Genomic DNA, 14,541 nt, shown 5'->3' on the forward strand with positions numbered 1-14,541 from the left:
CACCGTACGCTGTCACCCTGTGAGTGAGTCGCGGGATGAAGCCGGGGAGCCCGGCAAGGCGAGCACACCGCCGGGCGCGTTGCCACCGCCCCCGGACGGCGCCGGGGACGCCAGCGCGTTCCGGCTGAGCAGGCGCGGATGGACACTGCTGCTCAGCGGCGTGCTGTTCGCCGTCTTCGGCTTGCTGGGCGCGTTCGTCCGGGTGCCCTACGTCGCGCTGGGCCCCGGGCCGACCTACGACACGCTCGGCAAGGTGGACGGCACCCAGGTGGTGCGGATCGAGGGGCACCAGAGCTATCCGACCTCCGGCCAGCTGCGGATGACCACCGTCTCCCTGGACGACGAGGTGACCCTCTTCGGCGCACTCGGGCTCTGGGTGAGCGGCCGGTTCGCCCTCGCCCCACGGGAGGAGTACTTCGAACCGGGGGAGAGCGACGCCGAGGTGAAGAAGGAGAACGTCAAGCAGTTCCAGGACTCGCAGAGCAACGCCGAGGTGGCCGCCCTGCGCAGGCTGGGATACCCGGTGCAGGTGCTCGCCAAGGAGGTCGTCGCGGGCAGCCCGGCCGACCACGTGCTCTCCGCTGGCGACCGGCTGCTCGTGGTCAACGGCAAGGAGATCACCAAGGAGGACGACGTCCGGGCCGCCCTGGCCGACACCGAACCCGGCCAGACGATCTCGCTGACCTTCCAGCACGACGGCAGGCCGGAGCGCACCGAGACGCTCACCCTGGCCGAGCATCCCGACCCGGAACGCTCCGAGGGCTTCATCGGGTTGCAGCCGATCGACCGCGCCGACGTCCCGTTCGAGGTCGACATCAGCCTGCAGGACGTCGGCGGGCCCTCGGCCGGGCTGATGTTCGCGCTGGCCATCATGGACCGGATGACCCCGGGCGACCTGGTCGCCGGCGAACGGATCGCGGGCACCGGCGAAATCACCGAGAAGGGGCGGGTTGACCCGATCGGGGGTATTTCCTTCAAGGTGGTCGCGGCGCACGAGGCGGGCGCCACGACCTTCCTGGTTCCGCAGGCCAACTGCGCCGAGGCCGCCGCGGCGGCGCCCGATGGCCTGCGCCTGGTCAAGGTGACCGACCTGGACAGCGCCCTCGACGCGCTGGAAGGACTCAAGGCGGGCGAGCCGGTGCCGTCCTGCTGAGCTGGCTTCGCTCAGTCGAGTACCGCGGTGGCCTCGACCTCGACCAGATGCTCGGGTACGTCCAATGCCGCCACACCCAGCAGCGTGCCCGGCGGCACCGGGGTGGTCCCCAGTCGCGCCGCCGCCCGCTCGATCCCGGCCAGCAATAGGGGCATCTTGTCCGGGGTCCAGTCGACGACATAAAGGGTCAGTTTCGCCACGTCCGCGAAGGAGCCACCGGCCCCGGCCAGTGCGGTGCCGATGTTCAGGTAGCACTGCTCGACCTGGGCGGCGAGGTCGCCCGCACCGACCGTGGTCCCCGCCGAATCCCATGCGACCTGCCCCGCGACGAAGACCAGCCTCGACCCGGTCGCGATCGACACCTGACGGTAGGCATCGACCTCCGGCAGCCCGTCGGGGTTCACCAGGGTGACGGCCATGTTTACCTCCAGCGGCTGTGCTCTCTTGTGGTTACCCACAAACCGTAGGAGAGTGGCCGGTGACGTGGAAGAACGCACTTTTCAGTGACTGGGGAACCCGATGGTGACCAAGCAGTTCCAGGGCCCGCCCGAGCAGGCGGACCTCACCCGCGCGGACTCGCTCGCGCGGGAGATCTTCTCCGACATCGCCAACAAATGGGCGCTGCTGATCATCGAAGCGCTGGGTCAGCGCACCCTGCGCTTCGGCGAGCTGCGCACGGAGGTCGAGGGAATCAGCCACAAGATGCTCACCCAGAACCTGCGCATGCTGGAACGCAACGGCCTGGCGGAGCGGACCGTGCACCCCACCGTGCCGCCGCGGGTGGAGTACACCCTCACCGAGGCGGGCCGGGCCCTGCGCGCGACCGTGGCGGGCATGTGCGAATGGACCCAGCGCCACCTCGGCGCGATCGAGGACTCCCGCCGCCGTTTCGACGGCCGAGGGCGGGCGCTCACGGGGCCAGCGTGGCCTCCAGCGCCGCCAGCAGGTTCGGCGCCAGCTCGGGGTTCTCGATGATCTCGTCCACCGGGGTGGGCTCCGCGCCGTCCTCGCCACCTTCGGTGCCGATCCCGCGCAGCCGCATCACACAGGCCCTGCTGCCGTCCCGCAGCACCGCGGCGACCAGGCGGGCCTCGGTCCGGCGTGGGTGATCGGCCGCGGCCCGCCGCAGCCGCTGCGCGTCCTCGTCCACCTCGGCCTCCACCAGGTCCGGCTCGGCGTCCGGCGGCAGCACGATGATCTCCTGCGCGAGCGCGCAGCCATCCACCGTGTCCGGCCAGGCGATCCGGGCGAGCGCGTCCCCGAGGTCACCATCCGGTAACGCTTCCTGGGCGACCGGGGTCAGTGGGGACCCGGCGTCCAGCTGGCCCGCAAGGTCGGGCTGCTGCCGCAGCAACGCCGCGGTGGGGACGAGCGCGAACAACTGGGGCGACTGATCCCAGCCCGCGGCCGCAACGAACTCCTCGACTTCGCGGGCCACGACGGCCACACTCGGGTTCGGCGCCGTGTTCTCGCTGTGCTCGCTCTCTGCCATGGCGTCATGGTCGCAGGGGCGCCGGCGGGTGCGGTAAGCGCCCGGTTTGGGCGGTTTCGGGAACCCGGAAGGCTATCCGTAGAGTTGGAAAGTCAAGGGGACGCTCGCCCTGCCTGCGCCCCGGAAACAAGATCGCGACAACAGGAGCGTGTGCAGTGGCCACTCGGCCCCCTGTGAACCTGCCCAAGCTGTCCAGGCGCAGCAAGGTGCTGCTGATCATCGCCGGCATCGTCGTGCTCGGCCTGCTGGTCGGTGCGCGACTGCTGGACACCTACGTCGAATGGCTGTGGTTCGGCGAGGTCGGCTTCCGCGGCGTGTTCACCACCGTCGTCATCACCAGAATCGTGCTGTTCTTCCTGGTCGGGCTGCTCGTCGGCGGCCTACTGGCGGTGAGCCTCATGATCGCCTACCGGACCAGACCGGTGTTCGTACCGGTCTCCGGGGCCGACGATCCGCTCGCCAGGTACCGCACCACGGTGACCGGCCGGATCCGGCTGTTCGGCATCGGGATCCCGGTGCTGGCGGGGCTGATCGCGGGGGCGAGCGGGCAGGCCGACTGGCAGCGGGTGCAGCTGTTCCTGAACGGGACCAGCTTCGGCCAGGCCGATCCCGAGTACGGGATCGACGTCGGCTTCTACGCCTTCAGCCTGCCGTTCTGGAACTGGATGCTCGGCTGGCTGTTCGTGGCGGTCGTGGTCGCCTTCCTCGGCGCGCTGGGCGCGCACTACCTGTTCGGTGGCATCCGGCTGGCAGGCAAGGGCGGCCAGATCGCCGGTTCGGCCAGGGTGCAGCTCTCGGTGATCCTCGGGATCTTTGTCCTGCTCAAGGGCGCGGAGTACTTCCTCGACCGGTACAACCTGATGTTGTCCGACCGCAGTGACCAGCCCGCGTTCATCGGCGCCACCTACACCGACCTGAACGCCGTGCTGCCCGCGAAGTGGATCCTGCTCTGCATCTGCCTCTTCGTCGCGATCGCCTTCTTCGTCGGTGCCTTCCTGCGCAACATCCAGCTGCCCGCGATCGCGCTGGTGTTGCTGATCCTGTCCGGGATCCTGGTCGGCTGGGCCTGGCCCGCCGTGCTCGAGCAGTTCTCGGTGAAGCCGAACGCGCTGGAGAAGGAGTCCGAGTCGATCCAGCGCAACATGAACGCCACCAGATATGCCTATGACCTGGAGGACGTGAACTACCAGCAGTACTCCGGACAGTCCGAGGCCACGCCCGCGGAAGTGCGCTCCGAGACCGGCACCATCTCCAACATCCGGCTGCTCGATCCCGGCGTGCTGGAGCCGACCTTCACCCAGCGGGTCGGCAGGGAGAACTTCTACGGCTTCTCCGAGAAGCTGGACATCGACCGGTACGTCGGCGAGGACGGCAAGCTGCAGGACTACATCGTCGCCGCCAAGGAGATCAAGACCAGCGGACTGGCGGAGAACCAGCGCAGCTGGATCAACCGGCACCTGCGCTACACCCACGGCAACGGCTTCGTGGCCGCCCCGGCGAACAAGATCGACCGTGCGCTGGAGGACGCCGACAGCGAGGGCGGCTACCCGCTCGCCGGGACCAGCGACACCGGTAACCCCACCGGGGCGCACGGCATCAAGGTGGACGAGCCGCGCATCTACTACGGCGAACTGTCCACCGACTACGCCATCGTCGGCGGTACCGAAGGCCAGGCGCCAGGGGAGTACGACACCGCCAACGAGAGCGGCTACCTCTACACGGGCACCGGTGGCGTGCCGATCGACAACCTGTTCAACCGGCTGGTCTTCGCCGCCTACGAGGGTGAGCGCAACATCCTGTTCTCCGACGCGATCAGCGACGGCGCGCAGATCATGTACAAGCGCGACCCGCGAGACCGCGTCCGGGACATCGCGCCCTGGCTGACCGTGGACGGCGACCCCTACCCGGCGGTGATCGACGGCCGGATCAAGTGGATCGTCGACGGGTACACCACGCTCAACAACTACCCGTACTCCCAGCAGACCGAGCTGGACGACGCCACGCAGGACTCGCTGTCCGGGGTGCCCCAGCAGCAGGCCACCACGGTCAACTACATCCGCAACTCGGTGAAGGCCACGGTCGACGCCTTCGACGGCACCGTGAACCTGTACGCGACGGACGACAACGAGCCGGTGCTCGAGGCCTGGCGCAACGTCTTCCCCGGCGTGGTCAAGCCATCCTCGGAGATCTCGCCGGAACTGCGTAAGCACTTCCGGTACCCGGAGGACATCTTCAAGATCCAGCGGGACCTGCTGACCAGGTACCACGTGCAGAGCCCGACCGAGTTCTTCAGCACGGAGACCTTCTGGGACGTCCCTGCCGACCCGACCCAGGAGGGCTTCGATCCGAACGCGGTGGGAGACGCGGCGAACCAGCCCGCCTACTACCTGCTCGCCGAGGCACCGGGCCAGGAGCAGGCGACCTTCCAGATCACCAGCTCACTGACACCGCTGAAGAGGCAGTACCTCGCGGCCTGGATGTCGGTCTCCTCCGATCCGGAGACCTACGGGGAGATCACCGTGCTCCGGTTACCGACCGGCGGGGATGCCAGTACCCAGGTCGAGGGGCCGGTACAGGTACAGAACCGGTTCCAGAGTGACCCGCGGGTCGCCCAGGAACGGACGCTGCTGAACAACCCGAGTATCAACGTCATCTACGGCAACCAGCTGACCCTGCCGGTGGCCGGTGGGTTCCTGTTCGTGGAGCCCATCTACATCCAGCAGAAGAACCAGAACAGCTACCCGCAGCTGGCCAGGGTGCTGGTGTACTACGACGGGCGGGTCGGCTTCGACACCACCCTGCGTGCGTCCCTGAACCAGGTGTTCGGTGAGGGCGCGGGTGACGTCGCCGCCGGGCCGGTCGAGGGCGGCGACGGGACCGACGAGGACCAGCAGTCGCCCAGCCCGACGAACCCGCCACCGACCGACCAGCAGGGCACCCCGCCGCCGGGCGACGGTGGCACCGGCAACGCCGAGCTGGACAAGGCCCAGGCGGACGCGCTGGCGGCATGGCAGAAGTACAAGGAGGCCCAGCGCAACGGCGACTACGCGGCGCAGGGCGAGGCCCTCGCCGCGCTGGATGACGCCATGAAGAGGGCCGAGCAGGCCAGGAACGGCGGTAACCAGCCCGGTGGCTGAGGTACCGTAAGCCCGAAGTGACCCCCACTTTGCGGCCCGGTTTCCCGGAGGCGTAGAGTGGGGGTCACAACGACGCGGGGTGGAGCAGTTCGGTAGCTCGCTGGGCTCATAACCCAGAGGTCGCAGGTTCAAATCCTGTCCCCGCTACCACAGCGAAACGGCCCGATCCGCAGCACGCGGGTCGGGCCGTCTGCCGCCAGGGGTCCGGCCGGATCCGGGTGGCGCGGGCCCCTTTGTGTGCCTATGTCGACAAAGCGACTCGCCAGCGGCTTGATCTACAGTGGACCTGGTCGGCCGGACCGGGGGGGTGCCCGAAGGCGCCGGAACCGGACAGGGTAGAGTTGTCCTATAACGACGCGGGGTGGAGCAGTTCGGTAGCTCGCTGGGCTCATAACCCAGAGGTCGCAGGTTCAAATCCTGTCCCCGCTACCACTGCGAAATGGCCCGTGCACATGCAGCGTGCACGGGCCATTTCGCGTTCCTGGCCCCTGGGGTTCGGCCGCATCGGCTCTGCCAGTTGGGGGACATGAGGGGGCCAGATTGCCCCGGAACGCCGACTGGTTTAGGCCATCTGGCGTGATCCACAGTGGACGGATATGGTGACCACTGTGGACAGATAGACGAAAACGTGGCACGGTAAGGGGGTGTCCGATTTGAATGCAACCGCCGCAGCTCTGCTTGGCCTGCTCCACGACGGCCCCGCCACCGGTGGGCAGCTCGTCGCCGAAGCCGAGGAACGCTTTGGCACGTTCTTCAGCGTCACCAGGAGCCAGGTCTACCGGGAGCTTCCAGCTCTGGCCAAGGAAGGCCTCGTCCGCCTTGGTAAGCAGGGGCCGCGCTCGAGCCAGCAATATGTCATCACCGCCGCCGGTAAGCGGGCCTTCAAGTCCTGGCTGACCTCGGAGTCGGGGCCGGACCATCTGCGCAGCCCGCTGATCCTGCGCCTGGTCCATTCCGGTTCGCTGACCGCCAAGCAGCGCGCCAACCTGTTGGACTCCGCGCGGGAGACCTACAGCCAGGAGCTGGACGACGCCAAGGCCGCGGCCAAGGCCGCGCCGGATCCCTACGCCAAGGCGATCGCCGAGTTCGGCCAGGCCCACGCCAAGGCCGCACTGAAGCTGCTGGACACCGTTGCCGCGAACTGACGACAGCCATCGCCCTGGCGGCCTGCGGCCGGTGTGCCGCAGGCCGCCAGGGAGGTTGCCGTAACCTTGTCTGGTGTGAGTGCTGAGTTCGAAACAGACCTGAAGGACCTCGCTGCCAAGCTGGCCCAGGTCGAGTCGGTGATGGACCTGGATGCGCTGCGCGCGCAGGTCGCCGACCTGGAACAGCAGGCTGCGGACCCGAGCCTCTGGGACGACCCCGAGTCAGCACAGAAGGTGACCAGCCAGCTCTCGCACCGGCAGGCCGAGCTGCGCAGGGTGACCGAGCTGCGCCAGCGGCTCGACGACCTCGGCGTGCTGCACGAGCTGGCCAAGGCCGAGGGCGACTCCGCGAGCCTGACCGAGGCCGACACCGAGCTGGCCGAGCTGACCAGGGAGATCGATGCGCTCGAGGTGCGCACGCTGCTGTCCGGGGAGTACGACGCGCGTAACGCCGTGGTGACCATCCGGTCCGAGGCCGGCGGCGTGGACGCCGCCGACTGGGCCGAGATGCTGCTGCGGATGTACCTGCGCTGGGCCGAGCGGCACGGCTACCCGACCGATGTGTACGACATCTCCTACGCCGAGGAGGCCGGCATCCGCTCGGCCACCTTCCGGGTGGTCGCGCCGTACGTCTACGGCACGTTGTCGGTCGAGCAGGGGACGCACCGGCTGGTGCGGATCTCGCCATTCGACAACCAGGGCCGGCGGCAGACCTCCTTCGCGCACGTCGAGGTCATGCCCGAGGTGGAGGAGGTCGACCACATCGACATCCCGGAGAAGGACATCCGGGTCGATGTGTACCGATCGTCAGGGCCTGGTGGACAGAGCGTGAACACCACCGACTCGGCCGTGCGGTTGACCCACATCCCCACCGGGGTGGTGGTGTCCTGCCAGAACGAGAAGTCCCAGCTGCAGAACAAGGTCGCCGCCATGAAGGTGCTGCAGGCCAAGCTGCTGCAGCGGAAGAAGGAAGAGGAACGCGCCGAGCTGGACGCCCTGCGCGACGTCGGGTCCAGCTGGGGCAACCAGATGCGGTCCTACGTGCTGCACCCGTACCAGATGGTCAAGGACGTGCGCACCGAGTTCGAGGTGGGCAACCCTTCCGCGGTGCTGGAGGGCGATATCGACGGCTTCCTCGACGCGGGCATCCGCTGGCGGAAGCAGCGCGGCGACAACGCAGCGTAACCACGCCGTAGCGCAATCGTCGCTGGTAGCCCCTGCCAGGAGGCAACCAGGGCTTAACGGTGGCCATGAGTAGGATGGCGCATCGTGATCCGGCTCGACAGTGTTTCCAAGGTCTACAAGACCTCGACCCGTCCGGCGCTGGACGGCGTCTCCGTCGATGTGGACAAGGGTGAGTTCGTCTTCCTGATCGGACCTTCGGGGTCCGGCAAGTCGACCTTCCTCCGCCTGCTGCTGCGCGAGGAGGTGCCGAGCAAGGGCCGGGTGTACGTGTCCAACTTCGACGTGGCGAAGATGGCCCGGCGCAGGATCCCCCGGCTGCGCCAGACCATCGGCTGCGTCTTCCAGGACTTCCGGCTGCTGACCAACAAGACGGTCTCGGAGAACGTCGCGTTCGCGCTCGAGGTGATCGGCAAGCCGAAGCACACCATCACCAAGGTCGTGCCCGAGGTGCTCGAGCTGGTCGGGCTGGACGGCAAGGCCGACCGGATGCCGCACGAGCTCTCCGGTGGCGAGCAGCAGCGGGTGGCGATCGCGCGGGCCTTCGTGAACCGGCCGCTGGTGCTGCTGGCCGACGAGCCGACCGGGAACCTGGACCCGGACACCAGCCAGGACATCATGCTGCTGCTGGAGCGGATCAACCGCACCGGAACCACGGTGGTGATGGCCACGCACGACCACTCGATCGTCGACTCGATGCGTCGCAGGGTCGTCGAGTTGCAGCTCGGCAAGGTGATCCGGGACGACAAACGCGGCGTGTACGGCGTGGGTCGCTGACCCGCGCGCCGTACCCTCGGCACACCCCCACCCCGACAAGCCCCGACCCCAAGGGAAACGGCCCCCGATGCGCGCCAGCTTCGTGTTCAGCGAGGTCATCACCGGTCTCCGCCGGAACCTGACGATGACCATCGCGATGATCCTCACCACCGCGGTCTCGCTAGCCATGCTGGGCGGTGGCCTGCTGATCGTCCGCACCATCGACAAGATGAAGGTGAACTACCTCGACGACGTCGAGGTCACGGTCTTCCTCACCGAGGACATCAGCGCGAACGACCCGGCCTGCGCCAAGGAGCCATGCTCGACCCTGCGCCAGCAGCTGGAGGACAACGAGGCCGTCGAGTCGGTGGTTTTCGAGAACCGGCAGGACGCCTTCGAGCGGTTCAAGCGGATCTTCGAAGGGCAGCCGGAGCTGGTCGAGCTGGCCCGCCCGGAGTCGCTACCCGCGTCCTTGCAGGTCAAACTGTTCAACCCGGAACGAAGTGAGCTCATCGTCCAGGAGTTCAGCGGTCAGGCCGGAGTGGACAAGGTCAGTGACCAGAACAAGTTCCTGGAACGGTTCTTCAACCTGCTCAACGGCGGCAGAGACCTGACACTGGTGATCGCGCTGGTGCTGGCCGCCGCGGCCCTGCTGCTGATCGCGAACACCATCCAGCTGTCCGCCTTCACCAGACGCACCGAGGTCGGCATCATGCGGCTGGTCGGCGCGACCAGGTGGTACACCCAGTTACCCTTCCTGCTGGAGGCCGTGGTCGCGGGCGTGATCGGTGCCGTACTCGCGGTGGGGCTGCTGATCGGCGGGAAGTTCCTCTTCCTCGACCGGATCTTCGGCGCCACCGGCGGGACGATTCCGGAGATCCAGGTGTTCGACGTGCTGTTCCCGGTCGCTCCGGTGCTACTCGGAGTGTCCATATTGATCTCGGCCATCACCGGATACATCACGTTGCGCCTGTACGTCCGGCATTAAGGACCTGCATACCCCGGCAACGAACACGTAGAGTCGTCATATGCCCAAGGAACAAGGCCGCAAGGTGATCGTGTCGAACCGCAGGGCGCGGCACGACTACTCGATCCTGGACACCTACGAAGCCGGCCTCGTACTCGTGGGCACCGAGGTGAAGAGCCTGCGTGCGGGCAGGGCCTCGCTGGCCGACGCGTTCGCCACCGTGGACGACGGCGAGGTCTGGCTGCGCGGGGTGCACATCCAGGAGTACGAGCACGGCACCTGGACCAACCACGAGGCGCGCCGCAAGCGCAAGCTGCTGCTGCACCGCGGCGAGATCGAGAAACTGATCGGCAAGACCAAGGAGACCGGGCTGTCCCTGGTCCCGCTGTCGATGTACTTCAAGGACGGCAAGGTCAAGGTGGAGCTGGCCCTGGCAAGGGGCCGCAAGGCACACGACAAGCGGCAGGCCATCGCCAAGCGGGACGCCGAACGGGAGATGGCCAAGGCGATGGGCCGCGCGGTCAAGGGCAAGTACCGCGGTTGACCGGTCCCGAGTCCGACGCCGAGGTCGCGTCCTGGGTCCGCTCGCTCGGCCTGGACGGCTTGGTGGACATCCACGTGCACTTCCTGCCCGAGCGGATGCTGCACAAGGTCTGGGCGTACTTCGACCGGGCCGAGGAGCACTACGGGATGCGCTGGCTGGTGCACTACCGGCTGCCCGAGGCGGACCGGCTCGCCGCGCTGCGCGCCCTCGGGCCGATCCGATTCGCCCCGCTGGCCTACCCGCACAAACCCGGGATGGCGCGCTGGCTCAACGAGTGGGTCGCCGGGTTCGCCGCGCGCACCCCGGAGGCCGTGCCAACGGCCACCCTGTATCCGGAGCGCGGGGTGTCCGGCTACCTGGAAGCGGCCCTGCGGGCCGGTGCCCGCTGCGTGAAGGCCCACGTGCAGGTCGGCGACTACGACCCGCGAGCGGAGCTGCTGGCCGAGGCCGGGGTGCCGGTGGTGGTGCATGCCGGGCACGGCCCGCTGCGTGGCGCCTACACCGGCCTGGACGTGTTCGAGCAGGTCCTCGCCCGCCATCCGCGCCTGGTGACGGTGCTCGCGCATGCCGGACTACGCCGGGGCCGTGGACCTGGTGTCCAGGTACCCGAACGTGTACCTGGACACCACCATGGTGGGCGTGCCGTTCAGCGAGCACCGGTGGCCGCTGCCCGCGGACTGGGCCGGGTCACTGGCGCGGATCGCGGATCGGGTGGTGCTGGGCACCGATTTCCCGAACATTCCCTACCCCTACGCCACCCAGCTGCGGGCGATCGCGGGCTGGGCCGCCGACGCCCGCCTCGGGGAACCGTTCCTGCGGGCCGTCCTGCACGACACCCCCGCCAGCCTGCTCACCCGCTGACCCCATCCGGGTGAGCAGGAAGGCGGTGAGGACCAGGGCCACCCAGGGCAGCGGGCTGTCCGCGAGGGTGCCGCCTTCGGGGGTGGTGAATCCGCCTGCGGCCAGGCCGAGCAGGCCGGTCGCGCCCAGCAGCGCCGCGCAGGCCAGCTGCCAGACCGGCGCCTGCCGGGCTGGCCGGGGCAGCGGCATGCCCTCGAACCGCCCGAACACCCGCAGCAGCCTGCCCAGCACGGCGGCGGCCGCGCCGACCCACAGCGGGAGCATGGCCAGCCACAGCGGCGTGCCCGGCTCCGGGGTGGCGTAGCCGAGGCCGAGCACGGCGACCCCGGCCACGGCCACCAGCGCGGGCATATGCCACAGGTAGATGCTCATGAACCGCGGCCCGAGCCAGCGCAGCGCCGCGCCCGCGACCGGGGTGGCCGCCAGCCGGTTCAGTTCCGGGCGCACCGCCAGCAGCAGGCCGACCTGCCCGATGGCGAGGCTGACCAGCAGCGCGCTCGGCGGGCTCATGTTGGACACCGGAGCCCCCGGCATGCCGATCATGCTCGCCGGGTACGGACCGAAGGCCACCAGCAGCGCGGTGACGCCGAAACCGGCCACGGACAACCCGGCCGCCGCCCGGCGACCGAACTCGCCGAGCCGCCCATCGGCGTAGTGGAAGCCGAGCTGGTGCACCGCGAGCCAGACGAACAGCGCGTTGGCATAGCCGATCAGCGGGGTGTCACCGAATCGGGCGATATCGACCAGCACCGCGGCCGCGGCAAGCGCCGCCGGTACGGCCAGGCCCCAGCGCTGGTGCGCCCGCGCCAGCAGCGGGGTCAGCAGCACGGTCGGCAGGTAGACGGCGAGGAACCAGAGCAACTGCGCCGCGATCGCACCGGCCACCTCCACCGGCTGCTCCGGCACCCCGGCACCGCGCAGCAGCGGCGGCACCGCAAGCCAGACGGCCAGCAGCGGCAGTACCGGCAGCAGCAGACGCTGCACCCGCGCGCCGAGCCAGTCCCGCACCGCGGGCGCCCTGCGCAGGGACAGCAGGTTCGCCGCGCCGCCAGCGAAGAAGACCAACGGCATGACCTGCGACAACCAGGTCACCAGCCACCAGCCCGGGGTGGCGAGGGCGTTGCCGGTGGCGAGGTGGCCGTCCTGGTAGCCGAGCACCGGCATGATCCAGTGCTGGCCGACCACCGCCACGATCGCCCCGGCCCGGACGACATCGAGGAAGGAGTCCCTCCGAACAGGGCTTTTCTGGCTGGAACGCATGCCCCAAAGCCTGGCCGGAACGGGCGGCTGGAACAGCCCGGCTGGCAGGTGTCTTCGGCCTCGGGTGCACCGGCCCGCCGCGGTGGGGGTGTCCCTACTGCTCCGGGACCTCTCCCGGCGCGGGCAGCCCGCACAGCCGGTACTCCCAGCCCGCCTCGGCGGTGTACCCGAGCTGGTAGTGCGTCTCGATCTTCGGGCCGTCGTGCAGGTGGACGTGCCGCATCACGCTGCCGGACACCGGCTCGGTATCGCCGAGCTCCTGCACCCGGCCGTCCAGCGGTCCGCCGAAGAAGCGGACGATCGCCTCCGTCATCGGCCTCTCCTCACCCTGTGTCGCGGCGTTGGCCCATGGTAGGTGAGCCCACCTGGCCGCGTCGGCCCTCAGACGGGTGATCCGCCCGTGGCCAGGTTGGTCCGAACGGCGGTCGCGTGCCCAGCCGGGATCCAGTCACCACAATGGACGCAACGGCACCGCGTGCCCGTCCGCGGTGTGCTCGGTGAGCGCCGTGAGATCGGCCCGCAGCTGCGCCAGCCGCGGCGCGCCGATCCGCTGCTCCCACTCCCGTTCGATCTCCTGCCAGAGCTCGAGTACCCGCCCGATACACGCCCAGCCGCGGGTGGTCAGGCTGACCAGCCTGCTGCGCCGGTCGGTGGGATGCGGGCCACGGGTGACGTAGCCGTTGCGCACCAGTTCGTCCACCAGTTGCACCGCGGCCTGCTTGGTTACGCCGAGGTGCTCGGCCAGCTCCACCGCGGTCGCACCGTCGCGAAAGGACAGAAACTGGAAGACGAAGCCGTGCGCGGGGCGGACGTCCGCGAATCCCTCCGTGGCCAGTCGCGTGTGCACCCGGTCCATCACCGCGCGGAACGCGACCGCGAGCTGGACCGGCAGCTCACCCACCATCGCACCTCCCAGGGCAACTGGTAAAGCAGGTTGACTACTTGGGCAAGCAGCTTTACCTTATAACTCGTAAACTTACTTGACTACTTGGAGGATAGATGACGCTGGCGCGCTGGGCCGAGGCCCCGAGGTTCGACAACGCGGGATTCGTCTTCCACCCGCAGGCCGTGCCCAGTCGCGGCTCGGCCGAGCTGGCGGTGTGGGCGCTGGAGGCCACCCCTGGCGCGCGCAGCGAGCGGCACACCGTGGACCGGGAGGAGGTCTTCGTGCTGCACGAGGGCCGGCTGGTCGCCGAGGTCGGCGCCGCCGAGCACGAGTTCACCCCGGGGGACGCGCTGATCGTGCCACCGGACACGCCGCTGTGCCTGCACAATCCCGGTGCGCGGTCCGCCAGGCTGACCGTGTGCACGTCCAGGGGCATCCGCGGCGTTGTGCACGGGCGCACCATCGACCCGCCCTGGGCGCAGTAGTCCCGGTGACCACGGGTCAGGACCGGTTCAGGTAGGTGAGCACCGCGCGTACCCGCCGGTGTTCATCGAGGCTCGACTCGAGGTTGAGCTTGGCGAAGATGTTGCCGATGTGTTTCTCGACCGCGCCGTGCGACACCACCAGGGTGTTCGCGATGGCGGTGTTGGACAGTCCCTGCGCCATCAGCCGGAGCACCTCGGTCTCCCGTGCGGTGAGCGCGTCCAGCGGGTTCTTCCGGCCGCGTGCCATGAGCTGCGCGATCACATCGGGGTCGATGGCGGTGCCGCCTGCGGCCACGCGGCGTACCGCGTCCAGGAAGTCCGTGACATCGGCGACTCGCTCCTTCAGCAGGTACCCCACGCCGCCCGCTCCCACGGACAGCAGCTCCACCGCGTAGGTCTCCTCGACGTACTGGGAAAGCACCAGCACCGGCAGCCCGGGCAGCACCTCCCTGGCCCGCAACGCGGCACGCAGGCCCTCGTCGGTGAACGTTGGCGGCATCCGGACGTCCACGATGGCCAGTTCGGGCCGGTGCTGCTGCACGGCCTCGATCAGGTCCTCGCCGTTGTCCACGGCAGCGACCGTCTCGATCTGCTCGTCGGCAAGGAGGCGTTGCACACCCGCGCGCAACAGGACGGCGTCTTCGGCAAGGACGACACGCATGTGAGGCTCTCC

14 protein-coding genes, 2 tRNA genes and 2 pseudogenes are annotated in these 14,541 nt (G+C 69.0%); 12 read left to right on the plus strand and 6 right to left on the minus strand.

The features are described from left to right. Window positions 1–145: 145 nt before the first annotated feature. The gene (locus tag KOI47_RS05420; protein WP_216217110.1) at window positions 146–1,153 is read left to right on the plus strand and encodes a YlbL family protein; all 1,008 of its coding nucleotides are present in this window, start codon (window positions 146–148) and stop codon (window positions 1,151–1,153) included. An 11-nt stretch (window positions 1,154–1,164) separates the two neighbouring features. Here the strand turns inward: KOI47_RS05420 and KOI47_RS05425 are convergent, their stop codons facing one another. Further along, on the minus strand, window positions 1,165–1,572 hold the full coding sequence (locus tag KOI47_RS05425; RefSeq protein ID WP_216214498.1) for a RidA family protein: 408 nt from the start codon (window positions 1,570–1,572) through the stop codon (window positions 1,165–1,167). Window positions 1,573–1,672: 100 nt separating this feature from the next. On the opposite strand from KOI47_RS05425, the pseudogene KOI47_RS05430 reads away from it, so the two are divergent. Beyond that, window positions 1,673–2,047: pseudogene (locus tag KOI47_RS05430) on the plus strand (winged helix-turn-helix transcriptional regulator); the annotation flags it as partial. 16 nt (window positions 2,048–2,063) lie between these two features. Here the strand turns inward: KOI47_RS05430 and KOI47_RS05435 are convergent. Then, window positions 2,064–2,645, minus strand: a complete 582-nt coding sequence (locus KOI47_RS05435; RefSeq protein ID WP_216214501.1) for a PPA1309 family protein — start codon at window positions 2,643–2,645, stop codon at window positions 2,064–2,066. Between the two features lie 155 nt (window positions 2,646–2,800). Here KOI47_RS05435 and KOI47_RS05440 point away from each other — a divergent pair, with 155 nt between their 5' ends. The 9 genes and pseudogenes from KOI47_RS05440 to KOI47_RS05480 form a co-directional block, all read left to right on the plus strand. Continuing rightward, window positions 2,801–5,782, plus strand: coding sequence for a UPF0182 family protein (locus KOI47_RS05440; RefSeq protein ID WP_216214502.1), 2,982 nt, complete (start codon window positions 2,801–2,803; stop codon window positions 5,780–5,782). 73 nt (window positions 5,783–5,855) lie between these two features. Further along, a tRNA-Met gene (locus KOI47_RS05445) sits at window positions 5,856–5,932 on the plus strand. A 205-nt stretch (window positions 5,933–6,137) separates the two neighbouring features. Beyond that, window positions 6,138–6,214 (plus strand) — tRNA-Met (locus KOI47_RS05450). A 212-nt stretch (window positions 6,215–6,426) separates the two neighbouring features. Beyond that, window positions 6,427–6,927 (plus strand): PadR family transcriptional regulator, encoded by a 501-nt coding sequence (locus KOI47_RS05455; protein WP_216214503.1) that lies wholly within the window; start codon window positions 6,427–6,429, stop codon window positions 6,925–6,927. A 75-nt stretch (window positions 6,928–7,002) separates the two neighbouring features. Further along, a complete protein-coding gene (gene prfB / locus KOI47_RS05460; RefSeq protein WP_216214504.1) occupies window positions 7,003–8,112 on the plus strand; it encodes a peptide chain release factor 2 in 1,110 nt (369 codons plus the stop codon). Between the two features lie 84 nt (window positions 8,113–8,196). Further along, window positions 8,197–8,886 (plus strand): cell division ATP-binding protein FtsE, encoded by a 690-nt coding sequence (gene ftsE, locus KOI47_RS05465; RefSeq protein ID WP_216214505.1) that lies wholly within the window; start codon window positions 8,197–8,199, stop codon window positions 8,884–8,886. Between the two features lie 67 nt (window positions 8,887–8,953). Continuing rightward, a complete protein-coding gene (gene ftsX / locus KOI47_RS05470; protein ID WP_216214506.1) occupies window positions 8,954–9,853 on the plus strand; it encodes a permease-like cell division protein FtsX in 900 nt (299 codons plus the stop codon). 40 nt (window positions 9,854–9,893) lie between these two features. After that, window positions 9,894–10,376 (plus strand): SsrA-binding protein SmpB, encoded by a 483-nt coding sequence (gene smpB / locus KOI47_RS05475; RefSeq protein ID WP_216214507.1) that lies wholly within the window; start codon window positions 9,894–9,896, stop codon window positions 10,374–10,376. 95 nt (window positions 10,377–10,471) lie between these two features. Beyond that, window positions 10,472–11,168: pseudogene (locus tag KOI47_RS05480) on the plus strand (amidohydrolase family protein); the annotation flags it as partial. Here the strand turns inward: KOI47_RS05480 and KOI47_RS05485 are convergent. The 3 genes from KOI47_RS05485 to KOI47_RS05495 all read right to left on the minus strand — a co-directional run bounded on the left by KOI47_RS05485 (window position 11,064) and on the right by KOI47_RS05495 (window position 13,398). Next, entirely contained in the window at window positions 11,064–12,497 is a 1,434-nt protein-coding gene (locus KOI47_RS05485) for an acyltransferase family protein (RefSeq protein WP_232376555.1), read from the minus strand. The pseudogene KOI47_RS05480 and the gene KOI47_RS05485 overlap by 105 nt on opposite strands. Before the next feature lie 94 nt (window positions 12,498–12,591). Beyond that, entirely contained in the window at window positions 12,592–12,810 is a 219-nt protein-coding gene (locus KOI47_RS05490) for a hypothetical protein (protein WP_216214509.1), read from the minus strand. Between the two features lie 135 nt (window positions 12,811–12,945). After that, complete coding sequence (locus KOI47_RS05495) at window positions 12,946–13,398, minus strand: MarR family winged helix-turn-helix transcriptional regulator (protein WP_232376556.1); 453 nt, start codon at window positions 13,396–13,398, stop codon at window positions 12,946–12,948. 98 nt (window positions 13,399–13,496) lie between these two features. On the opposite strand from KOI47_RS05495, the gene KOI47_RS05500 reads away from it, so the two are divergent. After that, complete coding sequence (locus KOI47_RS05500; RefSeq protein ID WP_216214519.1) at window positions 13,497–13,868, plus strand: cupin domain-containing protein; 372 nt, start codon at window positions 13,497–13,499, stop codon at window positions 13,866–13,868. 16 nt (window positions 13,869–13,884) lie between these two features. Here the strand turns inward: KOI47_RS05500 and KOI47_RS05505 are convergent, their stop codons facing one another. Then, window positions 13,885–14,529, minus strand: a complete 645-nt coding sequence (locus KOI47_RS05505) for a response regulator transcription factor (protein WP_216214521.1) — start codon at window positions 14,527–14,529, stop codon at window positions 13,885–13,887. Window positions 14,530–14,541 lie beyond the last annotated feature (12 nt).

The sequence above is a fragment of the Amycolatopsis aidingensis genome, assembly GCF_018885265.1.
Classification (GTDB): domain Bacteria; phylum Actinomycetota; class Actinomycetes; order Mycobacteriales; family Pseudonocardiaceae; genus Amycolatopsis; species Amycolatopsis aidingensis.

Coding starts and splice junctions, on each gene's coding strand:
- KOI47_RS05425 (WP_216214498.1), bottom strand. CDS start 1,572: ATGGCCGTCACCCTGGTGAACCCCGACGGGCTGCCGGAGGTCGATGCC.
- KOI47_RS05435 (WP_216214501.1), bottom strand. CDS start 2,645: ATGGCAGAGAGCGAGCACAGCGAGAACACGGCGCCGAACCCGAGTGTG.
- ftsX (WP_216214506.1), top strand. CDS start 8,954: ATGCGCGCCAGCTTCGTGTTCAGCGAGGTCATCACCGGTCTCCGCCGG.
- smpB (WP_216214507.1), top strand. CDS start 9,894: ATGCCCAAGGAACAAGGCCGCAAGGTGATCGTGTCGAACCGCAGGGCG.
- KOI47_RS05485 (WP_232376555.1), bottom strand. CDS start 12,497: ATGCGTTCCAGCCAGAAAAGCCCTGTTCGGAGGGACTCCTTCCTCGAT.
- KOI47_RS05490 (WP_216214509.1), bottom strand. CDS start 12,810: ATGACGGAGGCGATCGTCCGCTTCTTCGGCGGACCGCTGGACGGCCGG.
- KOI47_RS05500 (WP_216214519.1), top strand. CDS start 13,497: ATGACGCTGGCGCGCTGGGCCGAGGCCCCGAGGTTCGACAACGCGGGA.
- KOI47_RS05505 (WP_216214521.1), bottom strand. CDS start 14,529: ATGCGTGTCGTCCTTGCCGAAGACGCCGTCCTGTTGCGCGCGGGTGTG.